Annotated in this window: 23 protein-coding genes and 2 pseudogenes; 14 read left to right on the forward strand and 11 right to left on the reverse strand. The window is 64.5% G+C overall.

The features are described from left to right. Positions 1-48: 48 nt before the first annotated feature. From ACRQ5Q_RS23845 to ACRQ5Q_RS23865, 5 genes are read left to right on the forward strand one after another with little or no spacing between them, the layout of a single operon-like run. Positions 49-819 (forward strand): ABC transporter permease, encoded by a 771-nt coding sequence (locus ACRQ5Q_RS23845; RefSeq protein WP_439375185.1) that lies wholly within the window; start codon positions 49-51, stop codon positions 817-819. 14 nt (positions 820-833) lie between these two features. Continuing rightward, positions 834-1,871 carry an NAD-dependent epimerase/dehydratase family protein gene (locus ACRQ5Q_RS23850; RefSeq protein WP_439392502.1) on the forward strand — a complete coding sequence of 346 codons (1,038 nt, stop codon included), beginning with the start codon at positions 834-836 and terminating at the stop codon, positions 1,869-1,871. After that, the gene (locus ACRQ5Q_RS23855; RefSeq protein ID WP_439392503.1) at positions 1,858-2,679 is read left to right on the forward strand and encodes a GNAT family N-acetyltransferase; all 822 of its coding nucleotides are present in this window, start codon (positions 1,858-1,860) and stop codon (positions 2,677-2,679) included. The genes ACRQ5Q_RS23850 and ACRQ5Q_RS23855 overlap by 14 nt, the downstream gene beginning before the upstream one ends. Positions 2,680-2,685: 6 nt before the next feature. After that, entirely contained in the window at positions 2,686-3,741 is a 1,056-nt protein-coding gene (locus ACRQ5Q_RS23860) for a dihydrodipicolinate synthase family protein (RefSeq protein ID WP_439375182.1), read from the forward strand. Then, positions 3,729-4,511 carry an ABC transporter ATP-binding protein gene (locus tag ACRQ5Q_RS23865; RefSeq protein WP_439392504.1) on the forward strand — a complete coding sequence of 261 codons (783 nt, stop codon included), beginning with the start codon at positions 3,729-3,731 and terminating at the stop codon, positions 4,509-4,511. Before ACRQ5Q_RS23860 ends, ACRQ5Q_RS23865 begins: the two co-directional genes overlap by 13 nt. A gap of 163 nt (positions 4,512-4,674) precedes the next feature. Here the strand turns inward: ACRQ5Q_RS23865 and ACRQ5Q_RS23870 are convergent, their stop codons facing one another. The 3 genes from ACRQ5Q_RS23870 to ACRQ5Q_RS23880 all read right to left on the reverse strand — a co-directional run bounded on the left by ACRQ5Q_RS23870 (position 4,675) and on the right by ACRQ5Q_RS23880 (position 7,576). Further along, entirely contained in the window at positions 4,675-5,766 is a 1,092-nt protein-coding gene (locus ACRQ5Q_RS23870) for a TRAP transporter substrate-binding protein (RefSeq protein WP_439392505.1), read from the reverse strand. Between the two features lie 533 nt (positions 5,767-6,299). Then, positions 6,300-6,557 (reverse strand): hypothetical protein, encoded by a 258-nt coding sequence (locus ACRQ5Q_RS23875; RefSeq protein WP_258761899.1) that lies wholly within the window; start codon positions 6,555-6,557, stop codon positions 6,300-6,302. Positions 6,558-6,622: 65 nt separating this feature from the next. Further along, positions 6,623-7,576 carry a DUF2778 domain-containing protein gene (locus ACRQ5Q_RS23880; protein ID WP_439375179.1) on the reverse strand — a complete coding sequence of 318 codons (954 nt, stop codon included), beginning with the start codon at positions 7,574-7,576 and terminating at the stop codon, positions 6,623-6,625. Between the two features lie 194 nt (positions 7,577-7,770). Here ACRQ5Q_RS23880 and ACRQ5Q_RS23885 point away from each other — a divergent pair, with 194 nt between their 5' ends. Together ACRQ5Q_RS23885 and ACRQ5Q_RS23890 are read left to right on the forward strand one after the other, a co-directional pair. Then, positions 7,771-8,211, forward strand: a complete 441-nt coding sequence (locus ACRQ5Q_RS23885) for a DUF1810 domain-containing protein (RefSeq protein WP_439392506.1) — start codon at positions 7,771-7,773, stop codon at positions 8,209-8,211. Next, positions 8,205-9,041, forward strand: a pseudogene (locus tag ACRQ5Q_RS23890) (methyl-accepting chemotaxis protein); the annotation flags it as partial. The gene ACRQ5Q_RS23885 and the pseudogene ACRQ5Q_RS23890, both read left to right, overlap by 7 nt. Here ACRQ5Q_RS23890 and ACRQ5Q_RS23895 read toward each other — a convergent pair. From ACRQ5Q_RS23895 to ACRQ5Q_RS23905, 3 genes are all read right to left on the reverse strand, one after another. Beyond that, entirely contained in the window at positions 9,038-9,628 is a 591-nt protein-coding gene (locus ACRQ5Q_RS23895; protein ID WP_439375177.1) for an NADPH-dependent FMN reductase, read from the reverse strand. The pseudogene ACRQ5Q_RS23890 and the gene ACRQ5Q_RS23895 overlap by 4 nt on opposite strands. A gap of 102 nt (positions 9,629-9,730) precedes the next feature. After that, the gene (locus ACRQ5Q_RS23900; protein WP_439375176.1) at positions 9,731-9,931 is read right to left on the reverse strand and encodes a hypothetical protein; all 201 of its coding nucleotides are present in this window, start codon (positions 9,929-9,931) and stop codon (positions 9,731-9,733) included. Between the two features lie 131 nt (positions 9,932-10,062). Then, entirely contained in the window at positions 10,063-10,740 is a 678-nt protein-coding gene (locus tag ACRQ5Q_RS23905) for a nitroreductase (protein ID WP_439392507.1), read from the reverse strand. A 116-nt stretch (positions 10,741-10,856) separates the two neighbouring features. Here ACRQ5Q_RS23905 and ACRQ5Q_RS23910 point away from each other — a divergent pair, with 116 nt between their 5' ends. The 5 genes from ACRQ5Q_RS23910 to ACRQ5Q_RS23930 all read left to right on the forward strand — a co-directional run bounded on the left by ACRQ5Q_RS23910 (position 10,857) and on the right by ACRQ5Q_RS23930 (position 17,204). Beyond that, a complete protein-coding gene (locus ACRQ5Q_RS23910) occupies positions 10,857-11,819 on the forward strand; it encodes an alpha/beta hydrolase (protein WP_439392508.1) in 963 nt (320 codons plus the stop codon). Positions 11,820-12,064: 245 nt separating this feature from the next. Beyond that, a complete protein-coding gene (locus tag ACRQ5Q_RS23915; RefSeq protein WP_439375173.1) occupies positions 12,065-12,313 on the forward strand; it encodes a hypothetical protein in 249 nt (82 codons plus the stop codon). A 766-nt stretch (positions 12,314-13,079) separates the two neighbouring features. Beyond that, positions 13,080-14,873 carry an adenylate/guanylate cyclase domain-containing protein gene (locus ACRQ5Q_RS23920; protein ID WP_439375172.1) on the forward strand — a complete coding sequence of 598 codons (1,794 nt, stop codon included), beginning with the start codon at positions 13,080-13,082 and terminating at the stop codon, positions 14,871-14,873. 41 nt (positions 14,874-14,914) lie between these two features. Further along, entirely contained in the window at positions 14,915-15,757 is an 843-nt protein-coding gene (locus ACRQ5Q_RS23925) for a phosphatase PAP2 family protein (protein ID WP_439392509.1), read from the forward strand. A gap of 37 nt (positions 15,758-15,794) precedes the next feature. After that, entirely contained in the window at positions 15,795-17,204 is a 1,410-nt protein-coding gene (locus ACRQ5Q_RS23930; protein ID WP_439392510.1) for a S8 family serine peptidase, read from the forward strand. Between the two features lie 4 nt (positions 17,205-17,208). Here ACRQ5Q_RS23930 and ACRQ5Q_RS23935 read toward each other — a convergent pair whose 3' ends face one another. Both ACRQ5Q_RS23935 and ACRQ5Q_RS23940 read right to left on the reverse strand, forming a co-directional pair. Next, positions 17,209-18,831, reverse strand: coding sequence for an ABC-F family ATP-binding cassette domain-containing protein (locus ACRQ5Q_RS23935; protein ID WP_439392511.1), 1,623 nt, complete (start codon positions 18,829-18,831; stop codon positions 17,209-17,211). Positions 18,832-18,936: 105 nt separating this feature from the next. Then, a pseudogene (locus tag ACRQ5Q_RS23940) lies at positions 18,937-19,328 on the reverse strand (glucans biosynthesis glucosyltransferase MdoH); the annotation flags it as partial. A gap of 258 nt (positions 19,329-19,586) precedes the next feature. Here ACRQ5Q_RS23940 and ACRQ5Q_RS23945 point away from each other — a divergent pair. Beyond that, positions 19,587-19,928: a hypothetical protein gene (locus ACRQ5Q_RS23945; RefSeq protein ID WP_439392512.1), complete on the forward strand. Its 342-nt coding sequence runs from the start codon at positions 19,587-19,589 to the stop codon at positions 19,926-19,928. Positions 19,929-20,068: 140 nt separating this feature from the next. Here ACRQ5Q_RS23945 and ACRQ5Q_RS23950 read toward each other — a convergent pair whose 3' ends face one another. The 3 genes from ACRQ5Q_RS23950 to ACRQ5Q_RS23960 form a co-directional block, all read right to left on the reverse strand. Then, positions 20,069-21,349 carry an amidohydrolase family protein gene (locus ACRQ5Q_RS23950; RefSeq protein ID WP_439392513.1) on the reverse strand — a complete coding sequence of 427 codons (1,281 nt, stop codon included), beginning with the start codon at positions 21,347-21,349 and terminating at the stop codon, positions 20,069-20,071. A 299-nt stretch (positions 21,350-21,648) separates the two neighbouring features. Then, on the reverse strand, positions 21,649-22,161 hold the full coding sequence (locus tag ACRQ5Q_RS23955; protein ID WP_439392514.1) for a hypothetical protein: 513 nt from the start codon (positions 22,159-22,161) through the stop codon (positions 21,649-21,651). A 227-nt stretch (positions 22,162-22,388) separates the two neighbouring features. Next, positions 22,389-23,351 carry an L-dopachrome tautomerase-related protein gene (locus ACRQ5Q_RS23960; RefSeq protein WP_439392515.1) on the reverse strand — a complete coding sequence of 321 codons (963 nt, stop codon included), beginning with the start codon at positions 23,349-23,351 and terminating at the stop codon, positions 22,389-22,391. Positions 23,352-23,753: 402 nt separating this feature from the next. Here ACRQ5Q_RS23960 and ACRQ5Q_RS23965 point away from each other — a divergent pair, with 402 nt between their 5' ends. After that, positions 23,754-24,929, forward strand: a complete 1,176-nt coding sequence (locus ACRQ5Q_RS23965) for a zinc-dependent alcohol dehydrogenase (protein ID WP_439375166.1) — start codon at positions 23,754-23,756, stop codon at positions 24,927-24,929. Positions 24,930-25,019: the final 90 nt, after the last annotated feature.

Below are 25,019 nucleotides of genomic sequence, written 5' to 3' on the forward strand. Positions count from 1 at the left end.
TTACGCTGAGATCGTGGCGAAGAGGCCGCGAACAACAGGGAGCAGAACGTGGCAGCCGACGGGGCACGCACCGCGCGCAGCTTTGCGGTCATCCTGATCGTGCATCTTGCCGTGCTCGTGCTCTGGCAGGTCCTGGTCGATGCCTTCCACGTGCCGAAATTCATCCTGCCCTCGCCGCTTGCGACGGTGCAGACACTGGGAACCGCGAGCTACGCCTGGGGTGCCAACACGGTGGTCACCGCGGTCGAGATCCTCGGCGGCTTTGCGCTCGGCGCCTTCGTCGGCGTCGGGCTCGCGGTGATCTTCAGTTGGGCGCCGCTGGTCAGCCTCGTGCTGCTGCCGCTGTTCGTGACGCTGAACATGATCCCGAAGGTCGCGCTCGGCCCGCTCTTCATCGTCTGGTTCTCCTACGGCATCGTGCCGAACATCCTGATCGCCTTCAGCATCTGCTTCTTCCCGATCCTGCTCACCACTGCGCGGGGCCTGCGCGAGGTCGAGCCTGACCTGCTCGACCTCGTCAAATCGCTGCGCGGTTCTCGCTGGACGCTGTTCCGCAAGATCCAGCTGCCGGGATCGCTGCCTTACGTGTTCTCCGGCATGAAGGTCGGCGCCATCCTTGCCGTCGCCGGCGCCATCGTCGGCGAGTTCATCGCGTCCGAGCGCGGGCTCGGCTACCTCATGATCCAGGTGCAGTCCTCGCTCGACACGCCCGCGATGGTGATGGCCGTGGTGCTGCTGACGCTGCTCGGCGTCGCCCTCTACGGCCTCGTGCTCGCGCTAGAACGCATGTTCGTGGTCGGCGATGCCAGACAAGCCTAACGAAGGACCGATCGATGCTCCTCACCCGCCAGACGCTGCCGAAAACCATTCCCGATATCGCAGCCCTCGACGATCTCCTGTGCCGGCCGACGCAGGCGCTGATCGACGACCTCAACAAGGTCGAGGGCGACATCATGATTCTCGGCGTCGCCGGCAAGATGGGACCGACGCTGGCCGGACTTGCGAAGGCGGCCGCGCCCGATCGCCGCGTCATCGGCATCGCCCGCTTCAGCGACGCGAGCGTCAAGGACTGGCTGCACGCGCGCGGTGTCGACACCATCAATTGCGACCTGCTGGATGAGGCCGCGATCAACGCCCTGCCGAAGGCGCCCAACATCATCTTCATGGCCGGCAGAAAATTCGGCGCCGAGGGCGATCTGTCGCTGACCTGGGCGATGAACGCGCATGTGCCGGCGCTGGTCGCGCAGGCCTTCTCCGCGTCGCGGATCGTGGCGTTCTCGACCGGCTGCGTCTATCCGTTCGTCCCCGTTGACGGCAAGGGCTCGACAGAGGAGATGGCGCCGAATCCGCCCGGCGAATACGCCCAATCCTGCGTCGGCCGCGAGCGCATGTTCGAATATTTTTCGCGCAAGTATTCGACGCCGGGCCGGCTGTTCCGGCTCAATTACGCGATCGACATGCGCTACGGCGTGCTGCACGACATCGCCACGAAGGTCCTGAACGGTTCGCCGATCGACGTCGGCATCGGTCACGTCAATGTCATCTGGCAGGGCGATGCCTCCGCGCAGGCACTGCGGTGCCTTGCCCATTGCACGGCACCGACCTCGCCGATCAATGTCAGCGGCGACGAGATTCTTGCGGTGCGCGATCTCGCGCAAAAGTTCGGCGCAAGGTTCGGCCGCACGCCGGTGCTGACCGGCAAGGAGGAGCCGACCGCGTGGCTCACGGACACGTCCAAGGCCGTCGAACTGTTCGGCCGGCCAGTGGTCGGCACCGAGCAGCTGATCGCCTGGACCGCGGACTGGGTCTCCCGCGCCATGCCGAGCCTCGGCAAGCCCACCAAATACGAGGTGCGCGATGGCCGCTACTGACGGTCCGCTTATCCTCAAGCTCGGCGCCAAAGACGCGATCCCCGGGCTCTCGCTGTCGACTGAGGCACACTGGAACCAGACCGAAGAGGACTGGCGCATCTTCCTGCGCGATGGCGTCGTGTTCGGCATCCGCGACGGCATGCGGCTGGTCGCGACCGCGGCGCTGCTGCCCTATTCCGGCAACAACGCCTGGATCAGCATGGTGCTGGTCTCGGCAACGCATCGCCGCCGCGGCCTTGCAACGCGCCTCGTCGACGCCTGCCTGGAAACCGCGCGCAAGAACGGTCTGACCAGCTGGCTCGACGCCACGCCTGATGGCGCCGCCGTCTACGGGCCGCTCGGGTTCACGCCGACGCTGCAATTGCGCCGGCTGAAGCTGGTGAGGCCCGCGCGGGCCGAAGGGCCGCCGCCGTCATCGGCTGGCATCGATGCGCTTCGTGCACGGGACCTGCGCGCCACCGGCTTCGATCGAACTGCCCTCCTCTCCGCCTTCGCACGGCGCTCCGGCTCGCGCATCGTCGCCGCCAACGGCGCGATCGCGCTGGTCCGCGACGGCAGGACTGCGCGCCATATCGGCCCGCTGTTTGCCGATCATGCTGCCGAAGCGCTGGACCTGGTTCACGCGATCGCACGCTCCGAGACCGCCCCTCTCCTGATCGACGCTGTTGCCTCGCAAGCCGCGTTCCTGGAGGGATTGACTGCCTCGGGCTGGACCATCGAGCGCCCGTTCCAGCGCATGCGCTTCGGCCCCGCCACGTCCGCCGGTGCGGAGCTGCCCTTCGCCGTCGCCGGACCCGAATTCGGATAGGACATCATGCACCACAGCCAGATCAACGCAGACGTCCGCAAGCTGATCGCCGACGGTACCGTGCTGCCGGCCCATCCCCTCGCCCTCACCGCCGAGCGCCGGCTCGACAAACGGCATCAGCGCGCGCTGACGCGCTATTACATCGACGCCGGCTCTGGCGGCCTTGCCGTCGGCGTGCACACCACGCAATTCGCGATCCGCGACGTCGGTCTCTACCGCCCCGTGCTCGAGCTCGCCGCCGAGACCGCGGCCAGCTGGACCAGGCGTCCGCTGGCGATGGTTGCGGGTCTCGCGGGCCCCACAACGCAAGCAGTCAGCGAGGCCCGCACCGCACGCGATATCGGCTATCACGCCGGCCTGCTCAGCCTTGCCGCGATGAAGAGCGCTTCCGAGGACGACATCATCGCGCATTGCACGGCGGTCGCCGCCGAGATCCCGCTGGTCGGCTTCTACCTTCAGCCCGCCGTCGGCGGCGTCATCCTGTCGAGCCGGTTCTGGCAGCGCTTCGCCGCGATCGACAATGTTATCGCCATCAAGATCGCGCCGTTCAACCGCTATCGCACCCTCGACGTGCTGCGCGGCGTCGCGGCCGCCGGCGCGCTCGATCGCGTCGCGCTCTACACCGGCAATGACGACCACATCCTGCTCGACCTGATGCTGCCGTTCGACCTGCGCGACAAGGGCGTCACCACGCGCACCTATTTCAAGGGCGGCCTGCTCGGCCACTGGTCGGTATGGACGGCCGAAGCGATCAAGCAGTTCGAGCGCTGCAAACAGGCGCGGCACCAGGACAGCGTGCCGGCCGATCTGCTCGCGCTCGATGCCCGCGTCACCGATTGCAACAGCGCCTTCTTCGACGTCGCCAACAATTTTCACGGCTGCATCGCCGGCTGCCACGAGGTGCTGCGGCGCCAGGGCCTGATGCAGGGCCTGTGGTGCCTCGATCCGAACGAGGGCCTCAGCCCCGGCCAGAAGGAGGAGATCGACCGCGTCTGCCGCGAGCATGCCGACCTCAGCGACGACGCGTTCGTCGCCGCCAATCTGGACAAATGGCTGGCATGACGGCCGAGCCCTTCATCAGCCTGCGAGGCGTGCGAAAAGTCTACCGCAGCGGCGGCGCGCGGTTTCTCGCCGTTTCCGACGTCACCATGGACGTGCAGGAAGGTGAGCTAGTCTCGCTGGTCGGCCCCTCCGGCTGCGGCAAGACGACGGTGATGAAGATCTTAGCCGGCCTGCACGGCGCCGACGGCGGCACCGTCAGAATAGGACACGCCAAGAGCCCGTTCGATCCGACCCGCGACATCGGCATGGTGTTCCAGCAGGCGCTGCTGCTGAAATGGCGCACCATCCTGGACAACGTGCTGCTGCCGGCGGAGATCGTCGGACTGCCGATGAAGGCCGCGCGCGAGCGGGCGCGCGACCTGCTCAACCTGGTCGGACTCGCCGGCTACGAACAGAGATATCCGCAGCAGCTCTCCGGCGGCATGCAGCAGCGCACCGCCATCGCGCGCGCCTTCATCCACGATCCCAAGCTGATCCTGATGGACGAGCCGTTCGGGGCGCTCGATGCGCTGACGCGCGAGCAGATGAACCTGGAGATGCTGCGGATCTGGCGCGAGAGCGGCAAGACCATCATCTTCGTCACGCATTCGATCCAGGAAGCCGTGTTCCTGTCCTCGCACTGCGCCGTGCTGACCGCGGGCCCGGCCAAGATGGCCGATTATTTCCCGATCGACCTGCCCTTCCCGCGCGACCTGCCTCTGAAGACCACCGACGCGTTCGGCGCCTATGCAAGGCGGATCTATGCGAAGTTGGGCTTGGGGGCGGCCTGATACACTGCGATCGCCCCTCTGCCGTCATTCCGGGGCGAAGTTGCGAGCCCGCAATCCATCGGGCAGCAGATCGGTGAATGGATTCCGGGTTCGCGCCAACAGGCGCGCCCCGGAATGACGGTGCAGTTTCCAAGGCGCGGCCTAACGACCACGCCCGCCGTGCTCAGGTCTTGTTGCGCATCTTGCTGAGCAAGTAGTTGTCGTAAAAATTCTCCGCGATCTGCGTGTAGAACAGCAGCTCCTTCATATATGCGTCGTGGCTGTCCTTGGTGCGCTTGAACAGGTCGCTCTTGCCGGCGAGCTCGTTCAGATGCTCCTGGGTGGCGTTGTAGCAGGCCTCCAGCACCGGCTGCGGGAATGCCTTCAGCTCGGCGCCGTTGGCAATCAGCCGCTTCAGCGCCGCCGGGTTCACGCTGTCATACTTCTCCAGCATCCAGGCGCCGGCCGCAGAGCCGGCCTGGTTGAGAATGGCCTGATATTGCTTCGGCAGCGACGCCCACTTCTCGTCATTGACGATCATGTGCAGCATGGCGCCGCCTTCCCACCAGCCGGGGAAGTAGTAGTACTTTGCGACCTTCTGGAAGCCGAGCTTCTCGTCGTCATAGGGACCCACGAATTCGGCGGCGTCGATCGAGCCTTTCTCCAGCGCCGAATAGACGTCGCCGCCGGCGAGCTGCTGCGGCACCACGCCGAGCCGCGCCAGCACATGGCCGCCCATGCCGGCGATGCGGAATTTGAGACCCTTGAGATCGTCGACGGTCTTGATCTCCTTGCGGAACCAGCCGCCCATCTGGGTGCCGGAATTGCCGCACAGGATGGCGTGCGCCTTGAACGGCTTCAGCGCCTCGTTGGCGAGATCGGCACCGCCGCCGAAATACCACCAGGACTCCTGATGGCGATGGTTCATCCCGAACGGCGCGCCGGTGGCGTAAGCCAGCGCCGGCTCCTTGCCGATGTAGAAATAGAGCGGGGTCTGCGCCATCTCGACCGAGGCAACGCTGACTGCGTCGAGCGCCTGCAGGCCGGGAACGAGCTCGCCCGCCGCAAACGTCTGGATCTGGAATTTGTTGTCCGTGGCCTCGGCCACGTATTTCGCGAAGGTCTGCGCCGTGCCGTAGATGGTGTCGAGCGACTTCGGGAAGCTCGAGGTCAGGCGCCATTTGATCTCGGGCGCGCTCTGCGCGATCGCAGGGGCAGCAACCAGCGTCGTCGCGCCGGCGACCGCGCCGCCCTTGAGGAATGTACGGCGTTTCATGATGGGGCTCTCCCTTGACGTCAGGCTCGAAATGGGTGGCGTTGTGAACCGGCTTTGGCCACGGCCTTGGCGGACCGTTTGCCCGTTCCTGAGGCAGAGTTCAAGCTGCCAGAACGCATGGCGCCGCGGCCATCGGCCGGCAAAACGGCGACTTCCCGGCCAGCGGCACGCGGCCGCTCTGCGTCTATCCGAAGATCGCATCCTACAAGGGCAGCGGCCCGACCAACGACGCCGGCAGTTTCGCCTGCATCGACCCCGGCTTCAGGCGCGCCGACGACCAAGACTTCCATGACGATGACGACCGGCGCTGCGACGGCAGGCAGTGAACGGCGCGAGATCACGAACAACACGGCGCGCGGTGTCACCGCGCGCCGCATGCTCGAGAGTGCGCACGATCGCGCCCCGATCTCCGTCATTGCGAGCGCAGCGAAGCAATCCGGTCTGCCTCCGCGGGAAGATTCTGGATTGCTTCGCTGCGCTCGCAATGACGATGTGGAAACATCGCAACGACCTGGAGTGGAAGGACACCCTGCTCAGAGCAGCTTGGCGCTCACGAACAGCGCGCGCACGGCGTTGGTCGCCTGCACCGCCAGCATGGCGTTGCCGGCCGCGCCTTCCAGCGCGTGAACGGCGTCCTCGTGCAACGAGCGGAATTCCATCCACTCGACAGATTTGAAATTGGTCAGGAATTGATAGGCCTGTCCGACGGTCGCAATCGCCAGCGTGTCACCGTTCAGCTTGATCTTGAACGTGGTGCGCAGCGGGGTTTCGGAGCTTGCTGGATCACTCATGGGCTGCTTCTGGACGATGACGGCTTAACGAAGGGGAAACGGCAGCCCCGCCGCGGCGAGCAATATCAGGAGGCGGTGCTGGCGCGCCGCGAGGCGGTCGCCGATCCGCTCAGGCTGGGCACCACGACCAGGCGGTTGAACTCGCCGTTGTCGTACGCCTTCAGGAAGCGATCATAGTCCTTGATCGAGACGCAGCCGTTGGAATCGCCGCGGGGCCCGAGCATGTAACTGTGGGTGAGCAGGCCGACGCGGCCGAGTGCGCTGGTCCCATCGGTGGGAGTCATGCGCAGTGCGCGGACGCCGTGGAATAGCTTTTCGCGCGGCTTCAGATCGTAGGTTGCCGGCGGGGTCGCACCGACCATGCGCTGGTCGACATGCTGGGGGTCGTCCATCATCGCGCCCATGCCCGAATGCGCTTCCAGCGCGACGCCGCTCGGCAGGTACAGCGCCTTGGCCGAGATGTCGTAGACCGCCGTGCGCGAATCATAGCCGAGCGCGGCGAGGTCCGGTGCCTTGCCGAGCAGGCCGTCGCCGGGGGTCAGGGAGGCCAGCCTGATCTTGTCGGTGAATTTCTCGAAGAAGTTGCGGTTGTCGACCTTGGGATTGGTGTCGGCATAGGCCTGGCTCGAGGCGATCTGAGCCGACAAATCCGCCTGGACCGGCCGCGAGCGCGGCATCGGGACGGCATCGGCACGCTGCGCGGGTCGCGGCTCCTCGACGACTGCGGTGCGGTCGTCCTCGGTCAGGGTCGAGCGCCACTCGTCGCCCTGGAGCTTCTGCGCGAGCATCGCCTTGGCGTCGCGCAGCTTGAGCTGGACCGCGTTCATGGCGGAGCGCTCCAGCGCGCGCAGGCCGAGCTCGCGGGCCGGCGGGTTCGCAGACGCCGATGCGAAACGGTCCTCGAACGAAGGAGTATTGGCCGGCGGCAGGGCGGCAGTGACCAGCGGGGTCGAATCGCCGAAATCGGCGACCCAGGCAGCAGCGCCCAGCGCCAGCGCGACGGCGGCCAAAGACAGCACTATCGTCTCCGCTCGCCCAATACGGCGGCGCGACAACAGCCTCTCGGCGTGCGCTGCGTCGGAAACCATCAGATCCCCAAATCGACCCCCCGGGGGACCCAACCCCCACCCGGAGAGACTCTATACCAGCTACCACATTGGGAGCCAAAAGTGAGGCATAATCGCGGCCGGTGAGACAGCTCCGGGGGTATCCAATGACCGATACTTTCGACCTAGAACGGTTCGTCCAGGCTCAAAACCCGGTTTTTCGCGACGTCCAGGGCGAGTTGGCCCGGGGCCGGAAGCAGAGCCACTGGATGTGGTTCGTTTTCCCGCAAGTAGCCGGGCTCGGCTTCAGCGCCATGTCGCAGCGCTACGCCATCGGCTCGCGCGCGGAGGCCGTGGCCTACCTCGCCCATCCAGTCCTTGGCCCGCGCCTGATCGAATGCACACGCCTCGTGCTCGCGCTCGAAGGGCGCACCATCAACGCGATCCTCGGCGCGCCTGATGACGCCAAATTCCGGTCGTCGATGACGCTGTTCAACGCGGTGTCCGACGAGCCCGTCTTTGATCAGGCGCTCGCCCGCTATTTCGCAGGCGAGCGCGACGGCGCGACGCTGGAGATCCTGGCCAGGCTCGACCAGGCGCCGCGCTAGCGCGCCTCTCCGGCGTTCGAGGCCAAGGTCACCGAGCTCGTCGTGGCCTGGCCCGGGCGTCCTCCACCATGGAGAGCACGGCGCAATCGATGACCTCGACGGCAGCCCAGACCAACAGCCAGGCCGCCGTCGTCGCCGCCGCTTCCGAGCAGACCTCGACCAACGTCCAGACGGTCGCAAGCGCGACCGAAGAGCTCACCTCCTCCATCGCCGAGATCGGCCGCCAGGTCGCGCAAAGCACCGAGATCGCGGCCCGCGCCGTCGACAATGCCCGCCGCACCGGCGACACCGCACGCGCGCTCGCCGAGGGCGCGCAGAAGATCGGCTACGTCGTCCCGCTGATCCAGAGCATCGCCGAGCAGACCAATTTGCTGGCGCTGAACGCGACCATCGAGGCCGCCCGCGCCGGCGATGCCGGCCGCGGCTTTGCCGTGGTCGCCTCCGAAGTGAAATCGCTAGCGGGCCAGACTGCCAAGGCCACGACCGACATCTCCGAGCAGATCACCGCGATCCAGACCGCGAGCGACGAGACCGTGGCCGCGATCCGCAACGTCGCCGACGTCATCGCCGAGATCGACCAGATCGGCACCGCGATTGCGGTTGCAATCGAAGAACAGGGCTCGGCGACCAAGGAGATCGCCCGCGGCGTCCAGGAGGCCGCCCGCGGCACCCAGGAGGTCAACACCAACATTTCAGGCGTGCAGCGCGCCGCCGACGATACCGGAGCCGCCGCCAGGGAAGTGCTCGGCGCCGCCGAGCAGCTCTCGACCCAGTCGCGCGATCTCGCCGGTCAGTTCGACCGCTTCCTCGGCGAGGTCAGGGCCGCCTAATACGGCGGCGCCTTGCGTGCCCGCTGCGCCTTCGCCGCCTCGATCCACCAGGTGAGGTCATCGGCAAAGCGCGGGAATGCGTGTTCCAGCGCCTTGCCGCCCTCGCCGATCGGCTCGGCGTCCGCCGACAAGGTCTGCGCGATCGGGCCGACGCCGATCGTGCTCGACACCACCACCATGCCCATCTCCGACAGCGTGCCGTGCCAGGCGGTCGCCGCCCGCGCGCCCGAGAAGCGGCCGGCGGAATAGCTCACGATCGCGGCCGGGCGCCAGAACCACTCTTCGAGGAAGTGGTCGGTCAAGTTTTTCAGGCCGGGCTGAATGCCCCAATTGTATTCGCCGGTGACGAAGACGAACCCGTCGGCGCCGCGGATCTGCCCGGCCAGCTTCTCCAGCGCCTCGGGTGCCGCGCCCTTGGGATATTCCTTGTACATGCGGTCGAGCATCGGCAGGCCGATGGCCTTGGCGTCGATGAACTCGACCTCTTCTCCGCGGCTGCGAAGGCGATCGATGACGAAATTCGCAAGGCGGATGCCCATGCGGTCGGAACGATAGGAACCGTAGAGGACGAGGATGCGATTGCTCATGGCTGGCAGGCTAGCATGAAAGCAGGCGGCGCGCCCGACCGATTTGTCGGGCTATCGCCCGCGGCCGCGGTCCAGGGCAACGCAGCTTCGGTGCGTGGCGCTCTAGTGCGTGGCGCGGTATTTGGCGCGCGGAATCGAGTTGCAGGCCAGACCTTCGGCCAGCCGCTTCATGTCCTCGCGTTTGCCGCTCCGGATCAGCCGCCCGAACTCGTCGGATGTGAAAGGAAGACTGGGATCATCATCGATCGGACGCCGCACTCGCGGGCCGAACAACCGTCGCACCAGGCTAGCCAGCCGCCGCATATCAATTCCCTCGCGCCAGCAACAAACCTTTCAGCCCGCATATTGTTCCTCCCGCACGATCGAGATTGCAAGAGCTTGCTGACGCCTCCGCACCAAAAATTTTGCCGAAGAACAATCCTCTCTTTGTCGTGCTAATCCGCAAAACCCACGTAACGCACGAACTCGTCGTTGTGCTCGCGGTCCGAGCGAACCGCGTTCGCAGCAAAGCTGTCGTCGGGATAGCCCACGGCGACGCAGGTCATGATGACCTCGTCCTCCGGAATATCGGCGACTTCCCGCACGATGTCGGAGCGCATGATGCCCTGGCCGTTGATGACGGAGCCGAGGCCCCGATCCCAGGCTGCGAGCACGATGCCGTAGCAGAGCGCGCCGAGATCGAAATGGCAGACCGCGCCGGGATCGAGCACGCGGTCATAGGTCAGTACCAGCGAGACCGGCGCGTCGAACTGGCGGAAACCGCGCAGCACCCAGTCCTGGCGCATCGGCTTGTCGTCGCGCGCAATCCCCATCGCGCCGAACAGCTTCTTGGCGATGTCGACCTGCCGCGAGCGATGCACGCCCTGGTATTCGCCATGGCTGATGATGTCGCGCTTGACCTTGGCGCCGCCGATCATCTCCTCCATGTTGCGGCGGCGTACTTCTTCGAGCGGCGCGCCCGTGAGCACGTGAACGTGCCAGGGCTGGGTGTTCATCGACGACGGCGCGCGCTTGGCGCTCTCGATGATCGCCTCGATCACCGCGCGCGGCACCGGCTCGTTTCTGAAACCGCGCACGCTGCGGCGCGACTGGACCAGCGTCTCGAATTCCACTCCTTGGCCTCCCCCCGTTCATCCCCGCGCATCACAACACGTGGCCGGTTGCCGATGCGGCGCGCAAAATCTATGCTAACCCGCAAGCAAGACCAAGAACCCTGTGAGGACTGCCCATGGCCGCGCCGCTCGATCCCGTCATCGCCCAGATCATTCCCCTGATGCCGATGCGCGATCCCGCGGTCATGACGCCGCAGAGCGCCCGCGATTCCTTGCGCGCACTGGCTGCCTCGCGCGCCGCCATCCCGCCGCCGCCGGTCGATCATGTGCAGGATATCAAGCTGAAAGGCGGTGCAGGCCCGCTCGATGCGCGCGTCTATCGTGCCGGCACGACGCCCGCGCCCACCGTTGTGTTCTTCCACGGCGGCGGATGGGTCGCGGGCGATCTCGAGACTCACGACCGGCAGGCGCGCAATCTCGCGATCGAGACCAGCGCGGTCGTCGTCTCCGTCGACTATCGCCGTCCGCCGGAGACGCGCTTTCCGGGCGCCTTCGAGGATGCTTTTGCCGCAGTGCGCGACGTGTTTGGCCGCGTCGCGGAATTTGGCGGCGACGCAAAACGCTTCGGCGTTGCCGGCGACAGCGCCGGCGGCAATCTCGCGGCGACGACGGCGATCGCCTGCCGCGATGCCGGCATCCGGCTCGCTGCGCAGCTGCTGGTCTATCCCGTGACCGACGTCGTAGGCGCTTACGCCGATGCGGGCGAGAACGCGCGCTTTCCCTCACGTGCCGAGAATGCCGAAGGCTACTTCCTAACGCGCGCCACGATGGAATGGTTCTGCGGCCATTATCTCGCCGATCCCGCTCACGCGCACGACTGGCGCGTTTCGCCGCTGCGCGCGCCATCCCTCGCAGACCTCGCGCCCGCGGTCGTCACCACCGCCTGGTTCGATCCCCTGCGCGATGAGGGCACAGCCTATGCGCGGGCGCTCGAGGCCGCCGGCGTGCGGGTCAAGCACCATGAAGGCCCAGGCCTGATCCACGGCTATTTCGGCATGGGCGACGCCTCGGACGTCGCACGCGCCGAGGCCCAGCGTGCACGCGCCGACTTCAAGGCGCTGCTCGCGCGCGGGGTATAGCGGATGCGACGAACTTCGTAGCCCGTAGCCCGGATGGAGCGAAGCGTAATCCGGGTTTCCAGCCACACCGGCGGTCGAGCTATCCGGTGGGCCAGGCCCCGGATTACGCTATCGGCCGGCGCTCGGTGCGTTCATCGCGCCGGAAAATATCCGCAACGCCAGTTCGCCACGCGCCGATCCCGCTTGATTGCGCCACGATTCCCGGCTCCAATCCGCCCGCCATCTTTTGGTTTAGGGAGACACCCATGATGAAGCGGATTTTCCTGGCTGCGATCGTTGCCACCTTTGCGGCGGGCTCGGCCTTTGCGGAGGACACCTGCGAGAGCAAGGCGGTCGGCAAGGACGGCAAGCCGCTGGCCGGCGCGGCCAAGACCTCGTTCCTGAAGAAGTGCAAGGCCGAGGCCTGCGCGCCCAAGGCCGTCAGCGCCGACGGCAAGCCGCTCGCCGGCGCGGCCAAGAACAGTTTTATGAAGAAGTGCGAAGTCAGCGCCTGATCGCTGCTGGTCGCCAACTGCTTGGCGGAAGCCGCGCAGATCAACGTGCGGATGCTGCCGGTTTCCCGGACGTCAGCGAGACCGGGAAGCTGACTTCGTGAACTGCGATCGCGATCAGTCGATTGGACGCGGCTATCGCCGTGAACCTACGTTCGACCCGGACTGGCCATTCCTGCACCAACGCCCGCAATCCACCCAAAAGCTGTAGTGCTGCGCGAGATTTTGCGGTAGCTGATTAGGGGCCGCACGGAATGGGCGCCAATCAGCGCCCATTCTGCATCTCCATGTCCCTCCTTCGCTCTGGTCAACGCGAGCAAATCGGCGAAACACAACCGCTGGGCGGGTGGCATAAATTTATGCGTTTATGTATGATTTAATTCACAGCGCTTTTCCAGTTCGGCTGTAAAGTGCAGCTGCGCAACGCGGTGGTTCTCGGACCTTCCGTCTTGCGGTCGGATTGCTGAAACTGATCTTGACTCCGTGAAGATTGGCTGAAAAGGCCGGCAGGCTCAGGCCCACTACCCGTTTCGGGCAGCGCGTTTCCCAAAGGTGCGCGGACACGACAACCTGGTCTCGGCTGACATGGCGCTCACCGGGCGGGAGGTTTGCTGTAGATGATTTGGGGGGCGCGTCATTCAGCAAAATGTCGGCGTGCGCGTAAGCGGGCGTTGACCTTGTTTGGCGCACGAGGTGCCCGGCGGACGCTGTCAACGGCGGAACGGTCTGCTATCCTTCGCTCGTTCAGCCAAGTAGCGGGGTGGTCAAGGTGAACCATCCGGGGATCGATATTGCAGAGGTCGCCCCGCCATCGCGGCGCGTGCTTGCAATTCTGGCGGCCGACGTCGTGGGCTATGCTCGCCTGACCGAGGTGGCGGAGGAGGCAACGCACGTCCGCCTGCGAGCGCTTCGTTTCGGCGTGATCAATCCGTGCATCGTCTCCTTCCGCGGCAGGATCGTGAAGAATACGGGGGACGGCTTTCTCGCTTCTTTCGATTCCTCGCTTGATGCCGCGCGCTGTGCGGTCGCCTTGCAAGCCGAAGTCGCGGCTGCGCAGACCCGGGAAGGATACGACCGGAAGATTCAATTTCGAATGGGCCTGAACGTTGCGCAGACCATCGTCGAATCGGAGGACATTTTCGGAAAGGGCGTGAACATCGCGGCGAGGCTCGAGCAGTCGGCGCCCGCCGGCGGCGTGGTGCTTTCGGACGAGATGTTCCAGCAGATCAAGGACCGGCTCGACGTGCCAGTCCAGGATCTGGGCGTGCTCCGGCTCAAGCATCTCGCACGCCCCGTTCACGCCTATTCTCTCCTGCTGCCTGAGGCCGAACGACTGCCCGCGGGCGACCGCCGCAACGCGAGCCGCCAGGCCAAGGTGCCCTACATCGCGGTGCTGCCGTTTCGGACGCAAGGCGCGAACCCGGAGGACGACTACTTCGGCGATGGAACGGCCGACGAGATCGTCGTGGCGCTTCAGAGCCTCCGCGGGCTGTTCGTCATTTCAAGCATGTCCACCTCTCCGTATCGCAGCGGACCGATCGACAGCCAGAGCATCGGCCAGGAGCTCGGCGTCCGATACGTCCTGAGCGGCAGCATCCGGCGCGCCGACAAGCGGCTTCGCATCGGCGTGGAACTGCAGGACGTCGAAGCGGGGATCGTGCTCTGGGCGGATCACTATGATGGCGATGTCGCCGAACTGTTCGAATTTCAGAGCCGCATTGCGACACGCATCGTATGGAGCATCGCGCCCCAGGTCCGCGAGGCGGAGCTGAAGCGCGCGCTGCAAAAGCGCTCGGACAATCTCAATGCCTACGAGCTGCTCATGAAGGCGATCGACTTCATGTATCGCATGAATTTCTTCGACTTCGGCCGGGCGGGCGAGCTGTTGCAGGCCGCGATCGCTGCAGATCCGGGCTATGCGACGCCCTATGCCTATGCAGCGCTCTGGCACATTCACAATGTCGCACAGGGCTGGGGCGCCGAGGGCGGCCCCGACGCGGCGGAAGCGGCGCGCCTCGCCACGGCGGCGGTCGATCGTGCGCCGGCAGACGGCTTCGCGCTTGCCGTTCTGGGACACGCCAAGGCGCTGCTGTTCAAGGACTACGACGCAGCGCTCGACCTCTTTGACAGAGCGTTGAGCGCATCGCCCGGAAATGCCATGGCTTGGACCCTTAGCAGTGGCGTGTACGGCTACCTCGAGGAGGGCCAGTCAGCGATCACGCGCGCTGAACAGGGATTGCGGCTGTCGCCCGCCGATACACAGGCATATTTCTACCTGATGTTCCTCGGCCAAGCGCATTACATCAATGGCAATTACGACGAGGCGGTCGTGTGGGCCCGCAAGACCGCAGCTCTGAACGGACGGCTGTCCGCCAACCTGCGCATTCTGGCAGCCGCCTATATTGCGAAGGGCCAGGACGAGGAGGCCCGGAGCGTCACCAGGATGCTTCTGGACATCCAACCTCGATTCAAGCTTTCGGCCTATCGTGAGCGTTGCCCCTTCAAAATTGGCTTGCGGGAACGCTTCATCGGACATTTGCGAGAGGCAGGCTTGCCGGATTGAAACCATGCTGCATTTGCAGCGAACCACAGGAGGATCCCGTCATGGGGGGCAATTGGTTCGGAGGCAACTGGTTTGGTGGCAATTGGTTTGGAGGAAACTGGTCGGGCGGCTCGGGCGGCGGCGGATCGCCCGTGTTCGCGATGCGGGCCGATCGGCCACTTGCCGAGATCGCGATCACACGGGACTACAACGCCAAGTTCCGAGACGCGGAATGGGACCCGGATCTTCGCGCCATAGCGATCCTGCCGGAATTTCTGTCGCAGAACATCGGAGGCAAGCTATGGCAGGCGGCCGTCGCGCTGCCGCCGCCCACCTACCCCGTCACGGCGAAGATGATCGACGAGGTCCTGGTGCTGGCTGTCGCAGAGCGGCCGGAAGCGCTTGGCGAAATCGTCGAGGAGAACCAGAATTTTCAGCTGCGCTGGCTGCAGCTTCTCAACATCAGCGCCACGTCCCACCCGCATACGTTCCTGCTGATGAAGATCATGGCCCGGGTCGGCGAGTTTGCGATGGTCCAGCTCAAGCTCCAGTATCCGAACCCGGCTGGTGCCGCGCCCCCGCCCTACTGGTACCAGCCGCGACCAAGCCAGGTCTGCCCGACGCTGTATCCGCCGGTCCAGGTCCCGGGGCACCCGGCCTATCCGGCCGGACACGCGCTCATTGGCACGCTCACCTCCGAATGCCTGGCCGACATGCTGCCTCAATACAAGGAGGCGTTGCGCGCACTCGCCGCGCGAGTCGGCATGAACCGGGTGATCGCGGGATTGCACTATCGCGAGGACATCGACGCGGGCGCCAGGGCCGCGGTCGCCTTGAAACCCTATCTGACGGCCTGCCCGTTCTACGTAGCCACCCTCAACCTCGCGAAGACCGAATGGCAGTGAGACCACGCGCAACCTGACCACGGCAGCGGAGGCAGCCATGACGCCTTGGGAATTGCCGCCCGGCTATGTCCGGGTGCTCATGCAGCGTAATCAGAACGGCATGCTCTTGAGGGCGGCAAACGACCTGCTCGAGGGCGGTAGTCCGGTCGGCACGATGGGCGAATACATTCAAAGGAACGCGACGCCCGACTTTTTGATCGACGACGAGTTCGGCGCGCTGCCGCTCTGGGATGGCGCCGATCAGCGACTTGCAGTCTCGACCAGGGACAGGGGCGAAAAAGCGTCCGCGCTCCTCGCGCTCGATAAGTCGAATAAATTCCTGATCCGCGCCTACGTTTCTCCCGAGAGCCTCGCCAAGCCGGATTTCAACGATGGCGAGCCGGTCTGGTTGGATCCTGATGTGCGCGGCCAGCTTGCTTTACCACCTGCCAATAAGGCCACGGGCGATATCGAAATGGTTCGGCAGGACCTCAACACCGCGGTGCTGCAGGACAACAGCCTCTATGGCGCGGGTGTTGCCGTCGCGATCGTCGATACCGGCATCTGCCGGCCGCATCTTGCGAAGCGGCTCGGCTTCAACCCGGACCTTGACGTCGGCAATTCGTGGACGCCACCGACCGTGGCGACGACACCGGGCCACCATCGCATCGGACACGGAACGATGTGTGCCTACGGCGTGCTCGCGGTGGCCCCGAACGTGACGCTGCTCGATTATCCCTTGCTGCTTGGACGGCCGGCCGGGGAGCACACCGTCAGTGCCACGATCGGGGAAATGATGAGCGGTTACTTGAAGCTGATCTGGCGCTGGGCGGTCATTGGGACCATCCCGCAAACCGCGCTCGTGGTCAACAATAGCTGGGGCATCTTCCATCCGAGCCTGGACGACTTCCCGCCCGGTGATCCCAGGCGCTACATCGACAACCCCAATCACCCCTTCAGACTGTACATCTGGTTGCTCACGGCATTCGGGGCCGACGTGGTTTTCGCCGCCGGCAATTGCGGCGGCGGCTGCCCCGCTGCCGTGTGTCTGCAGCGGACGACAGGAATGATCATGGGCGCGAACGCCTACGACGAAGTGCTGACGCTCGCCGGTTGCGACATCCACGACGCGCGCGTCTGTTATTCCACCCAAGGGCCATCGATCGCGGGCATGCCTCAAAAGAAGCCAGACATCACCGCCTATACGGAGTTTCTCGGCTCGAAGGTCCTGCGAGGCCCGCGCGGCTTCGAGCCGGATACGGGAACGTCGACGTCATGCGCCGTCGCATCCGGGTGCATCGCTGCGCTGCGGACCGTGCAATCGCCGACGGCGACGGATCCGGCAGCCATGATTGCGGCGTTGAAGGCGACGGCGCTGCCCCTGGGCGGCGCGGTGCCCAACTACGATTACGGCTTCGGCATCATCCGGCCGGTTGCCGCCGGGCGCAGCCTCGGCATCATTCCATGAGCGCTTAGCTCCGCAACCCCGGCGCTTCCTGCCCCGTGCGCGCGACATATTCGGTGTAGCCGCCGCCGTACTGATGGATGCCCTCCGGCGTCAGCTCGAGCACGCGGTTCGACAGCGTCGCCAAGAAGTGGCGGTCGTGCGAGACGAACAGCATGGTGCCCTCGAAATCAGCGAGCGCCGTGATCAGCATCTCCTTGGTGGCGAGGTCGAGATGGTTGGTCGGCTCGTCCAGCACCAGGAAGTTCGGCGGATCGAACAGCATCTTGGCCATCACCAGCCGCGCCTTCTCGCCGCCTGACAGCACCCGGCAGCGCTTCTCGACGTCGTCCCCGGAGAAGCCGAAGCAGCCGGCGAGCGCGCGCAAAGACCCCTGCCCCGCGGTCGGAAACTGGTCTTCCAGCGACTGGAACACGGTGCGGTCGCCGTCGAGCAGATCCATCGCATGCTGGGCGAAATAGCCCATCTTGACGCTCCCCCCGAGCGCCACCGAGCCCTCATCCGGCTCGCTCGCACCGGCAACCAGCTTGAGCAATGTCGACTTGCCCGCACCGTTGACGCCCATCACGCACCAGCGCTCCTTGCGGCGGATCATGAAATCGAGCCCGTCATAGATGCGCTTGGCGCCGTAGCCCTTGTGGACGTTCTTGAGCGCCACAACGTCCTCGCCCGAGCGCGGCGCCGGCGGGAAGTCGAAGGCGACGCTCTGGCGGCGGCGCGGCGGCTCGACCCGCTCGATCTTGTCGAGCTTCTTCACCCGGCTCTGCACCTGCGCCGCATGCGAGGCGCGCGCCTTGAAGCGCTCGATGAACTTGATCTCCTTGGCGAGCATGGCCTGCTGGCGCTCGAACTGCGCCTGCTGCTGCTTCTCGTTCTGCGCCCGCTGCTGCTCGTAGAACTCGTAATTGCCGGTGTAGGTGGTGAGCGAGCCGCTGTCGATCTCGATCACCTTGGAGATCACGCGGTTGATGAACTCGCGGTCGTGCGAGGTCATCAGCAGCGTGCCTTCGTAGTCGTGCAGGAATTTTTCCAGCCAGATCAGGCTTTCGAGATCGAGATGGTTGCTCGGCTCGTCCAGCAGCATGACATCGGGGCGCATCAGGAGAATGCGCGCCAGCGCCACGCGCATCTTCCAGCCGCCCGAGAGCTTGCCGACGTCGCCGTCCATCATCTCCTGGCTGAAGCCGAGGCCGGACAGCGCCTCGCGCGCCCGACCATCGAGCGCATAGCCGTCCAGCTCCTCGAACCGGTGCTGCACCTCGCCATAGCGTGCGATGATCTCGTCCATCTGATCGGCCTTGTCAGGGTCGGCCATCGCGGCCTCGAGCTCGCGCAGCTCGGCCGCGACCTCGCTGACGGGACCGGCGCCATTCATGACCTCGGCCACGGCGCTGTGGCCGCTCATTTCGCCGACGTCCTGGTTGAAATAGCCGATCGTGATGCCGCGATCGGTCGAGACCTGCCCCTCATCGGGCAGCTCTTCGCCGGCGATCATGCGGAACAGCGTGGTCTTGCCGGCGCCGTTCGGCCCGACCAGGCCGATCTTCTCCCCCTTGTTGAGGGCCGCGGAGGCTTCGATGAACAGGATCTGGTGGCCGGCTTGCTTGCTGACGTTGTCGAGGCGGATCATGGGGTCTTTTGTGGGGATTTTTGCGTTGCAGCGTCATAGGCCATAGTGCCCGCGAGGGGAAGCCCGGCGGGGTGCGGATCTCCGCCAGACATACCGGCGACCCGGGCCCAGCACCACGGGCGACATCCAAAGCAACAGAGGCAAGGACACGGCATAGGCGCCGAGCGACAGGGCCAGCCCGCAGGACGTGGTCCGGCGAACTTGCGACAGACTTCACCGAGAGCAAGCTCGCCATCGCTCCGGCGCTGCACCTGCCAGCCGGCGTCTCGGCCGACGAGGATCTCCATGACCGCCGTGCTCTGGAAGATCATCATGCAGGGAGCGATCAATGCCGCGACAAGCGTCTCGCAAACGACGCCGGCAAGGACGCGGACGCTGCCTGCAAAGCCGCTCCGCTCCTCGCGATTGCTGATCATCACCAGATAGGCCAGCAGCTTCGGCACGACGAGAAGCCCCATCGTGGCGGCAAAGACCCAGGCCGCGAGGACGGGCTCACGTCTCCGAATGAGAGCAACGTGGAAAACGACCGATGTTCCCCGGAGTTCCCTGAAGGAAGGGGGCGACAATATCGGTTCAGAACGACGAAAACCGGCGCCCGCCCAAGTGCCGAGCGCCGTCATCCCGGTCGTCACCGGCAAGATCAGCGTCGAGCGCTGCGAATGAATCCTGCTCGATCTCGCGCGGTATCGCTGCCACGACCGTGACGCGATTTCGTCGCCGGCACCATGTCAGGGTTGCAGCAGCGAGAGGAGACGTTGCCGGTCCTGATCGCGGCACCGTTGCTCCGCGCGCATTCGCTCGAGTTCGGCTTCTGCTTTGGCCGTTTCTTCATTCTGGCGCCTCATCTCGAGAATGAGTGCCTCTTGCTCTGCGAGCCGTCGTTCCCCTTCGGCGACATCGCGCTCCACCTGCCGCAGTTCATCGTATATCGCAACCTTGTACATGACGATCCTCGAGCGGCAGTGCTGCGAATCCACCGCAGAGTCGTTTTCCAAGAGGGCATCAGCCGTGCCGCAACGTTCATGACTTTCAACTCAGAAATCTTCTCGAACGTTCCGGCTACTGCCGCTTTTTCCCGTCCCTTCATCCGCAGGTGAGCTCAGGTCTACGAGACCCGCTTCTTGGCAGGAGGACGAAGATGCAGGTCTCACCGCAGACTCGAAGCGCGCTCCGAGCTTCGTCGCGAATTGCCCGGACTCGATGCACCCTGAACCACCGCTGAGCGCCTGCCGGCTCGCTACCTCACAGCGAACGGCGCCTGGTAGGGCCGGCCGAACGGCACGCCGTTGATGACGGTCTGGATCGGCTTGAGCTGGGCCTTCCCGTCTCTCTTGTTGTTGCGGGTGTCGACAAAGCTGACCGGCCCTTCCACGAGCTCCATGATGGCGACGTCGCCGGGCGCGCCGACCTGCAGCGTGCCGATTTTCGGCGCGCGATTGATGATCTTCGCCGGGGCTGTCGTGGCCATTGCGACCACCTGCTCCAGCGTGAATCCAAGCGTCATGAACTTGCTCATCACGTTGGGCAGGAAGGGAATGCCTGGCGAATTGCCGGAGAAGACGTGGATGTCGGAGGAAATGGTGTCCGGAATGCATCCACCGGGGATCGCCACTTCCGCCACGGTGAAGTCGAAGCTGCCACCGCCATGGCCCACGTCGAACATGACGCCACGCTGTTTGGCCGCCAGGGCCGCGGGCAGCAACCTGCCCTCCTGGACGATATTCGTGAAGCTGTTGGACATGTTCGGAGCGCCCGAATAGGCATGCGTCAGCACGTCGCCCGGGCGCAGCAGGTCGAGGATCTGCGACATCAGCTCCTTGGACTCGACGCCGCCGATATGCACCATCATCTTCGCCGGCCAGCCGCACATCTCGCACGCCTGGATCCCGCGCTTGAGCGGCTCGAGCCCGTGCTTGAAGATCACGTTCTCCGACATCCGCACTTTGACCCCGAGGAGGAAGTCCGAATTCTCGGCGAGAGCCATGGCACAGGCCTCGGTTTGAGCGGAGTCGATATTGTAGAGCTCTGCGACGGGAAACGCCGAAAGCCCGTTGTTGGCGATGTGGAGGAAGGCGTACATCCGCGTCCGCGTCTGGGCCACGATGAAACGGCGCAGCGCCGCCAGATTGTTGACGCCGGCGTCGCCTGCCGACACGACGGTCGTCGTGCCCTGGAATTGCACCAGCTCGTCGGCGGGAATGCCGATCGCCGAGCCGTAGGGATAGACGTGACAATGCAGATCGATGAGGCCGGGCATCACGAGCTTGCTCGACGCGTCGATGCTCTTCAGGGCGCGCTCGGCGGGGATTGTCTCCTGGACGGTTTCGATCACGCCCCAGCGGATGCCGATATCGCGTCTCGCGCGCAACGACTGGCTGGGGTCGAGAACCTCTCCCCCGCGGATCACCAGATCGTACTTGTCGTTCGGCCCCATCGCAGCGCGCGCAGGCGCGGCGAGACCAACTGCTGCGGCTGTCGTCGAAAGTGCCAGGAAATCGCGGCGTGACAACGCGGACATGATACCCCCGTGCTTTTATTCGCGGATGCGGCCGGCTTTGACGAGCGATCCCCCGGCGCCACGTACGCGTTCAAAACGAACGCGTTGAAGCCTGGAGCCCGTTGGCTCGGGCGATCCAATCCTACGACCGCTCATCGGCGCTGAGGAGCCACAAAATATTCCGGGAGGGCATGAACCTTCCGAGACAAGTTTCGACTAAGCCGCGCCGACGCGATTGGGCCATGTGTCGCTCGAGCACCTTCGCGCCAGCTCGGATGGTCTCGACTGCCGATGGCCCCACCCGCCGCGATCTTTCCTTGTCATCGCGCCCCTCCGCGATGCTCCGAAAGAAAGATAGGCGTTTGCGTTCTCTGCATCGCTGGATCGATGTCCGCAACTTCGTAAGCCATGGAGTTGCCGACCAGGTGGACAAGACGGTCCCACCTTCTTCTTTGCGGACCGAAGCTGCTGCCGCCAACGATCGAGAGGCTGCCTCCTGCCACGTAAAGCGCCGTCACGAAATCGGTTGGCGTCTCTTGGTTGCTGTTCGTGATGCTCGTCCCGAGCAGAGGGTGGACGACCAGTGCAGCCCCCAGCGCGAGCAGAATCGACCAGGTCAGTAGCAACGCGACCACGATGAGAGGTCCGCAGAACGAAAGCAGATGTTTGTTACGGTTCGACGCAACCGCGCGCACTGCCAGCCAGACCAGTCTTGCGAGGCGATCGCTCATGATTCCGGTGCCCGCTCGGGCGTAGAGAACCGTGAGGAAGACGTCGGCAAGCACCGCGGCCATCAGCACGGTGCCCAGGATGGGCTCGAACCAACGCACCATCGGCCTCCTCAGTTGAGTCGCCGGTTGCAGCCGTTGTTACTTCCGCTTGGGTGCACCGTCTGACGCGGCCGCATTTGGTTCGCGCGGCATGAACCTGAACAATGTGAATTTCTTGTCGGTCCAGGCCATGTGGAACCAGGGTGAATCCTGAATATGCGATGCCGTCACATAGATGTGGCCGTCAGGACCTTGCGAAAAAGTATCCGGCCAGCGCAGGCGTGGGTCGGTCAACAGCTGCCGTATGCTGCCGTCCCGGGATTGATGATCTTGACAGCATCGTTGCCGATCGAGCTCAGGTAGACCTCGTCATTCTCCCCCGTCCAGAGCCCGTCCGCCGGCTCCGTCGTGGCCACCGTCTCCGGACGCGCGCGGCTTGCCGTGTCGGGATTCTGGATGCTGGATGTGGGGATTCGGTAAAGGGTTTTCCCGGTCAGGGCTTGCCAATACAGCGTGCTGCCGTCTTTGGATAGCGCGAGGCTATCTGCATTGAACAGCGGTTGCCGTCCGTCTGGCCGCCGCAGCGGCTGGCCATCGGTCATCACATTGACGCTCGGATCGAATTGGGTCGAAGGATCGTCGCTCAGCACACGCCACGCCTGCCCTGACTGGATGTTCAGAACGATTAGCCCGCCCGGTGAGCCGGAGTCGGTCAGGTAGGCGTATTTTCCGTCGGGAGCGATGCGGAGATCATTCAGATAGCTACCCGGACCAGCTATCTCGGGAGGAATCGGGAAGGATCGTTTCACCTTGTTTGATTTCAGATCTATCTCGACAATCTTGGGCCCGCCCTTGATGGTCTTCTCGGCGTTCGGAGCTGCCGGATCCACGACCCAGAGCGATCCCCGTTGGTCCGCAACAACGCTTTGAACGCAAACAAAGTGATCGTTGGGAGAGACCTCGGACATCCGTGCATTGCGCCAGCTATTCCAATCCTCATTCGGGTAGGGCCTGATCGATCCATCCGGCATGAGCTCAGCCACTGAAACGGGCGTATCCTCGGTCCAGCGCGGGAAATTGACGAATATACGCCCGTCCGGTGCGACCGTGACACCGGTCACCTGATGTTCGAACGTCGCGACCACCTGCAGCCGGTCGTCGCGAGTGTCGACCAGAGGAGATACAAGTCGTTGGGCCTTGGCCCTGATGTCGTCCGTCGCCGTTTGGGCGTGGATAGCGGACGAGATGGACATTAGCACTGCCGCGCAGCAGCCGAACGCGTTTGGACGCATCGAGTGGTCCTCTCGTTGAAAATTCAAGGCACAATCCTCTCCTTCTGACATCGTTCCTTCGAGTGAGCGGTTGCGAGACCTCAAACCGCGTCCGAGGATGGGAGGCCTAAACCTGGGTTAAGAAGCATTCTTCGGAATCCCGGCGCTCTGCTCGGCAGACACTTGACTTTGCGTCCTTCACACCGGCCGACTTGGCAGGCCCGGTTGGTCGCGGCCCTCATGTCCAAAGCAACACGCGCGGCAACGACCATCAGCACGAGCAAGCCGGGAATGACGATGCGGAAATCTTTTCTGCCAAATTAGAAACCGTTCAATGGTCCACGAGTTCGCGCTTCGCTGGGGCGTGAATCGGAGAGGTTCGGTATGAAGGCGCTCGTTTGGCACGGCAAAGAAGATATCAGGTGTGACAGAGTAACCGATCCGGAGATCGAGGACCCCAGAGACGCGATCATCAAGGTGACGAGCTGTGCCATCTGTGGCTCGGACCTGCACCTCTTCCACAATTTCATTCCGGCCATGCTGCCCGGCGACATCATGGGTCACGAAATGATGGGCGAAGTCGTCGAGGTCGGCTCCGGCGTCAATGGAAAATTGAAGAAGGGCGACCGCATCGTGGTGCCCTTCACGATCATCTGTGGTGAATGCGAGCAGTGCAAGCGCGGCAATTTCTCAGTATGCGAGCGGACCAACCGTAACAAGCACATTGCGGACAAGGTGTTTGGCCATGCGACCGCGGGGCTGTTCGGCTACACGCATCTGACCGGCGGCTATCCCGGCGGCCAGGCCGAGTATCTTCGCGTGCCTTTTGCCGACGCCACCCATATCAAGGTGCCCGACGGATTGACCGATGAGCAGGTGCTGTTTCTCGGAGACATATTGCCGACCGGATGGCAGGCAGCGGCGCAATGCGACATCGAGCCGACCGACACGGTCGCGATCTGGGGCTGCGGCCCCGTCGGGCAGATGGCGATCCGCAGCGCCATGCTGCTCGGGGCAAACCAGATCATCGCAATCGATCGCATTCCCGAACGGCTCAGCATGGCGGAAGCAGGCGGGGCGACCACGATCAATTTCGAGAAGGAGAGCGTCGTCGAGCGGCTCAATGAGCTGACCGAGGGCAAGGGGCCCGAAAAGTGCATCGATTGCATCGGAATGGAGTCCCATGTTTCGTTTGGCCAGCCGGATACGATTCTCGATCGGGCAAAGCAGCTGATGCTGACGGAGAACGACCGTCCCCACGTGCTGCGTGAGATGATCTACGTCTGCCGCCCCAGTGGAATCCTTTCGATCCCGGGGGTTTATGGGGGCCTCGTCGACAAGATCCCGATGGGCCAGCTGATGAACAAGGGATTGAGCGTTCGCACCGGACAAACGCACGTCAACCGCTGGACCGACGAGCTGCTCCGCTACATCCAGGAGGGCCACATCGATCCCTCCTTTGTCGTCACGCACACGGTGAGCCTCGAACAGGGGCCGGAGATGTACAAGGTGTTCCGCGACAAGCAGGACAGCTGTGTGAAGGTCGTGCTCAAGAACTGACAAGGAAGGACAGACGCCGTGGCTATTGGAAAAATCGCAAACTTTGTACGCTCGAAGGGTGATCCGAAGGTCATCAGCACGGGGCCGAGT

Origin of the sequence: Bradyrhizobium sp. PMVTL-01 (assembly GCF_051861855.1) — a bacterium.
Lineage (GTDB): Bacteria > Pseudomonadota > Alphaproteobacteria > Rhizobiales > Xanthobacteraceae > Bradyrhizobium.

Coding starts and splice junctions, on each gene's coding strand:
- ACRQ5Q_RS23850 (WP_439392502.1), top strand. CDS start 834: ATGCTCCTCACCCGCCAGACGCTGCCGAAAACCATTCCCGATATCGCA.
- ACRQ5Q_RS23855 (WP_439392503.1), top strand. CDS start 1,858: ATGGCCGCTACTGACGGTCCGCTTATCCTCAAGCTCGGCGCCAAAGAC.
- ACRQ5Q_RS23860 (WP_439375182.1), top strand. CDS start 2,686: ATGCACCACAGCCAGATCAACGCAGACGTCCGCAAGCTGATCGCCGAC.
- ACRQ5Q_RS23865 (WP_439392504.1), top strand. CDS start 3,729: ATGGCTGGCATGACGGCCGAGCCCTTCATCAGCCTGCGAGGCGTGCGA.
- ACRQ5Q_RS23870 (WP_439392505.1), bottom strand. CDS start 5,766: ATGAAACGCCGTACATTCCTCAAGGGCGGCGCGGTCGCCGGCGCGACG.
- ACRQ5Q_RS23875 (WP_258761899.1), bottom strand. CDS start 6,557: ATGAGTGATCCAGCAAGCTCCGAAACCCCGCTGCGCACCACGTTCAAG.
- ACRQ5Q_RS23885 (WP_439392506.1), top strand. CDS start 7,771: ATGACCGATACTTTCGACCTAGAACGGTTCGTCCAGGCTCAAAACCCG.
- ACRQ5Q_RS23895 (WP_439375177.1), bottom strand. CDS start 9,628: ATGAGCAATCGCATCCTCGTCCTCTACGGTTCCTATCGTTCCGACCGC.
- ACRQ5Q_RS23900 (WP_439375176.1), bottom strand. CDS start 9,931: ATGCGGCGGCTGGCTAGCCTGGTGCGACGGTTGTTCGGCCCGCGAGTG.
- ACRQ5Q_RS23910 (WP_439392508.1), top strand. CDS start 10,857: ATGGCCGCGCCGCTCGATCCCGTCATCGCCCAGATCATTCCCCTGATG.
- ACRQ5Q_RS23915 (WP_439375173.1), top strand. CDS start 12,065: ATGATGAAGCGGATTTTCCTGGCTGCGATCGTTGCCACCTTTGCGGCG.
- ACRQ5Q_RS23925 (WP_439392509.1), top strand. CDS start 14,915: ATGGGGGGCAATTGGTTCGGAGGCAACTGGTTTGGTGGCAATTGGTTT.
- ACRQ5Q_RS23930 (WP_439392510.1), top strand. CDS start 15,795: ATGACGCCTTGGGAATTGCCGCCCGGCTATGTCCGGGTGCTCATGCAG.
- ACRQ5Q_RS23935 (WP_439392511.1), bottom strand. CDS start 18,831: ATGATCCGCCTCGACAACGTCAGCAAGCAAGCCGGCCACCAGATCCTG.
- ACRQ5Q_RS23950 (WP_439392513.1), bottom strand. CDS start 21,349: ATGTCCGCGTTGTCACGCCGCGATTTCCTGGCACTTTCGACGACAGCC.
- ACRQ5Q_RS23955 (WP_439392514.1), bottom strand. CDS start 22,161: ATGGTGCGTTGGTTCGAGCCCATCCTGGGCACCGTGCTGATGGCCGCG.
- ACRQ5Q_RS23960 (WP_439392515.1), bottom strand. CDS start 23,351: ATGTCCATCTCGTCCGCTATCCACGCCCAAACGGCGACGGACGACATC.
- ACRQ5Q_RS23965 (WP_439375166.1), top strand. CDS start 23,754: ATGAAGGCGCTCGTTTGGCACGGCAAAGAAGATATCAGGTGTGACAGA.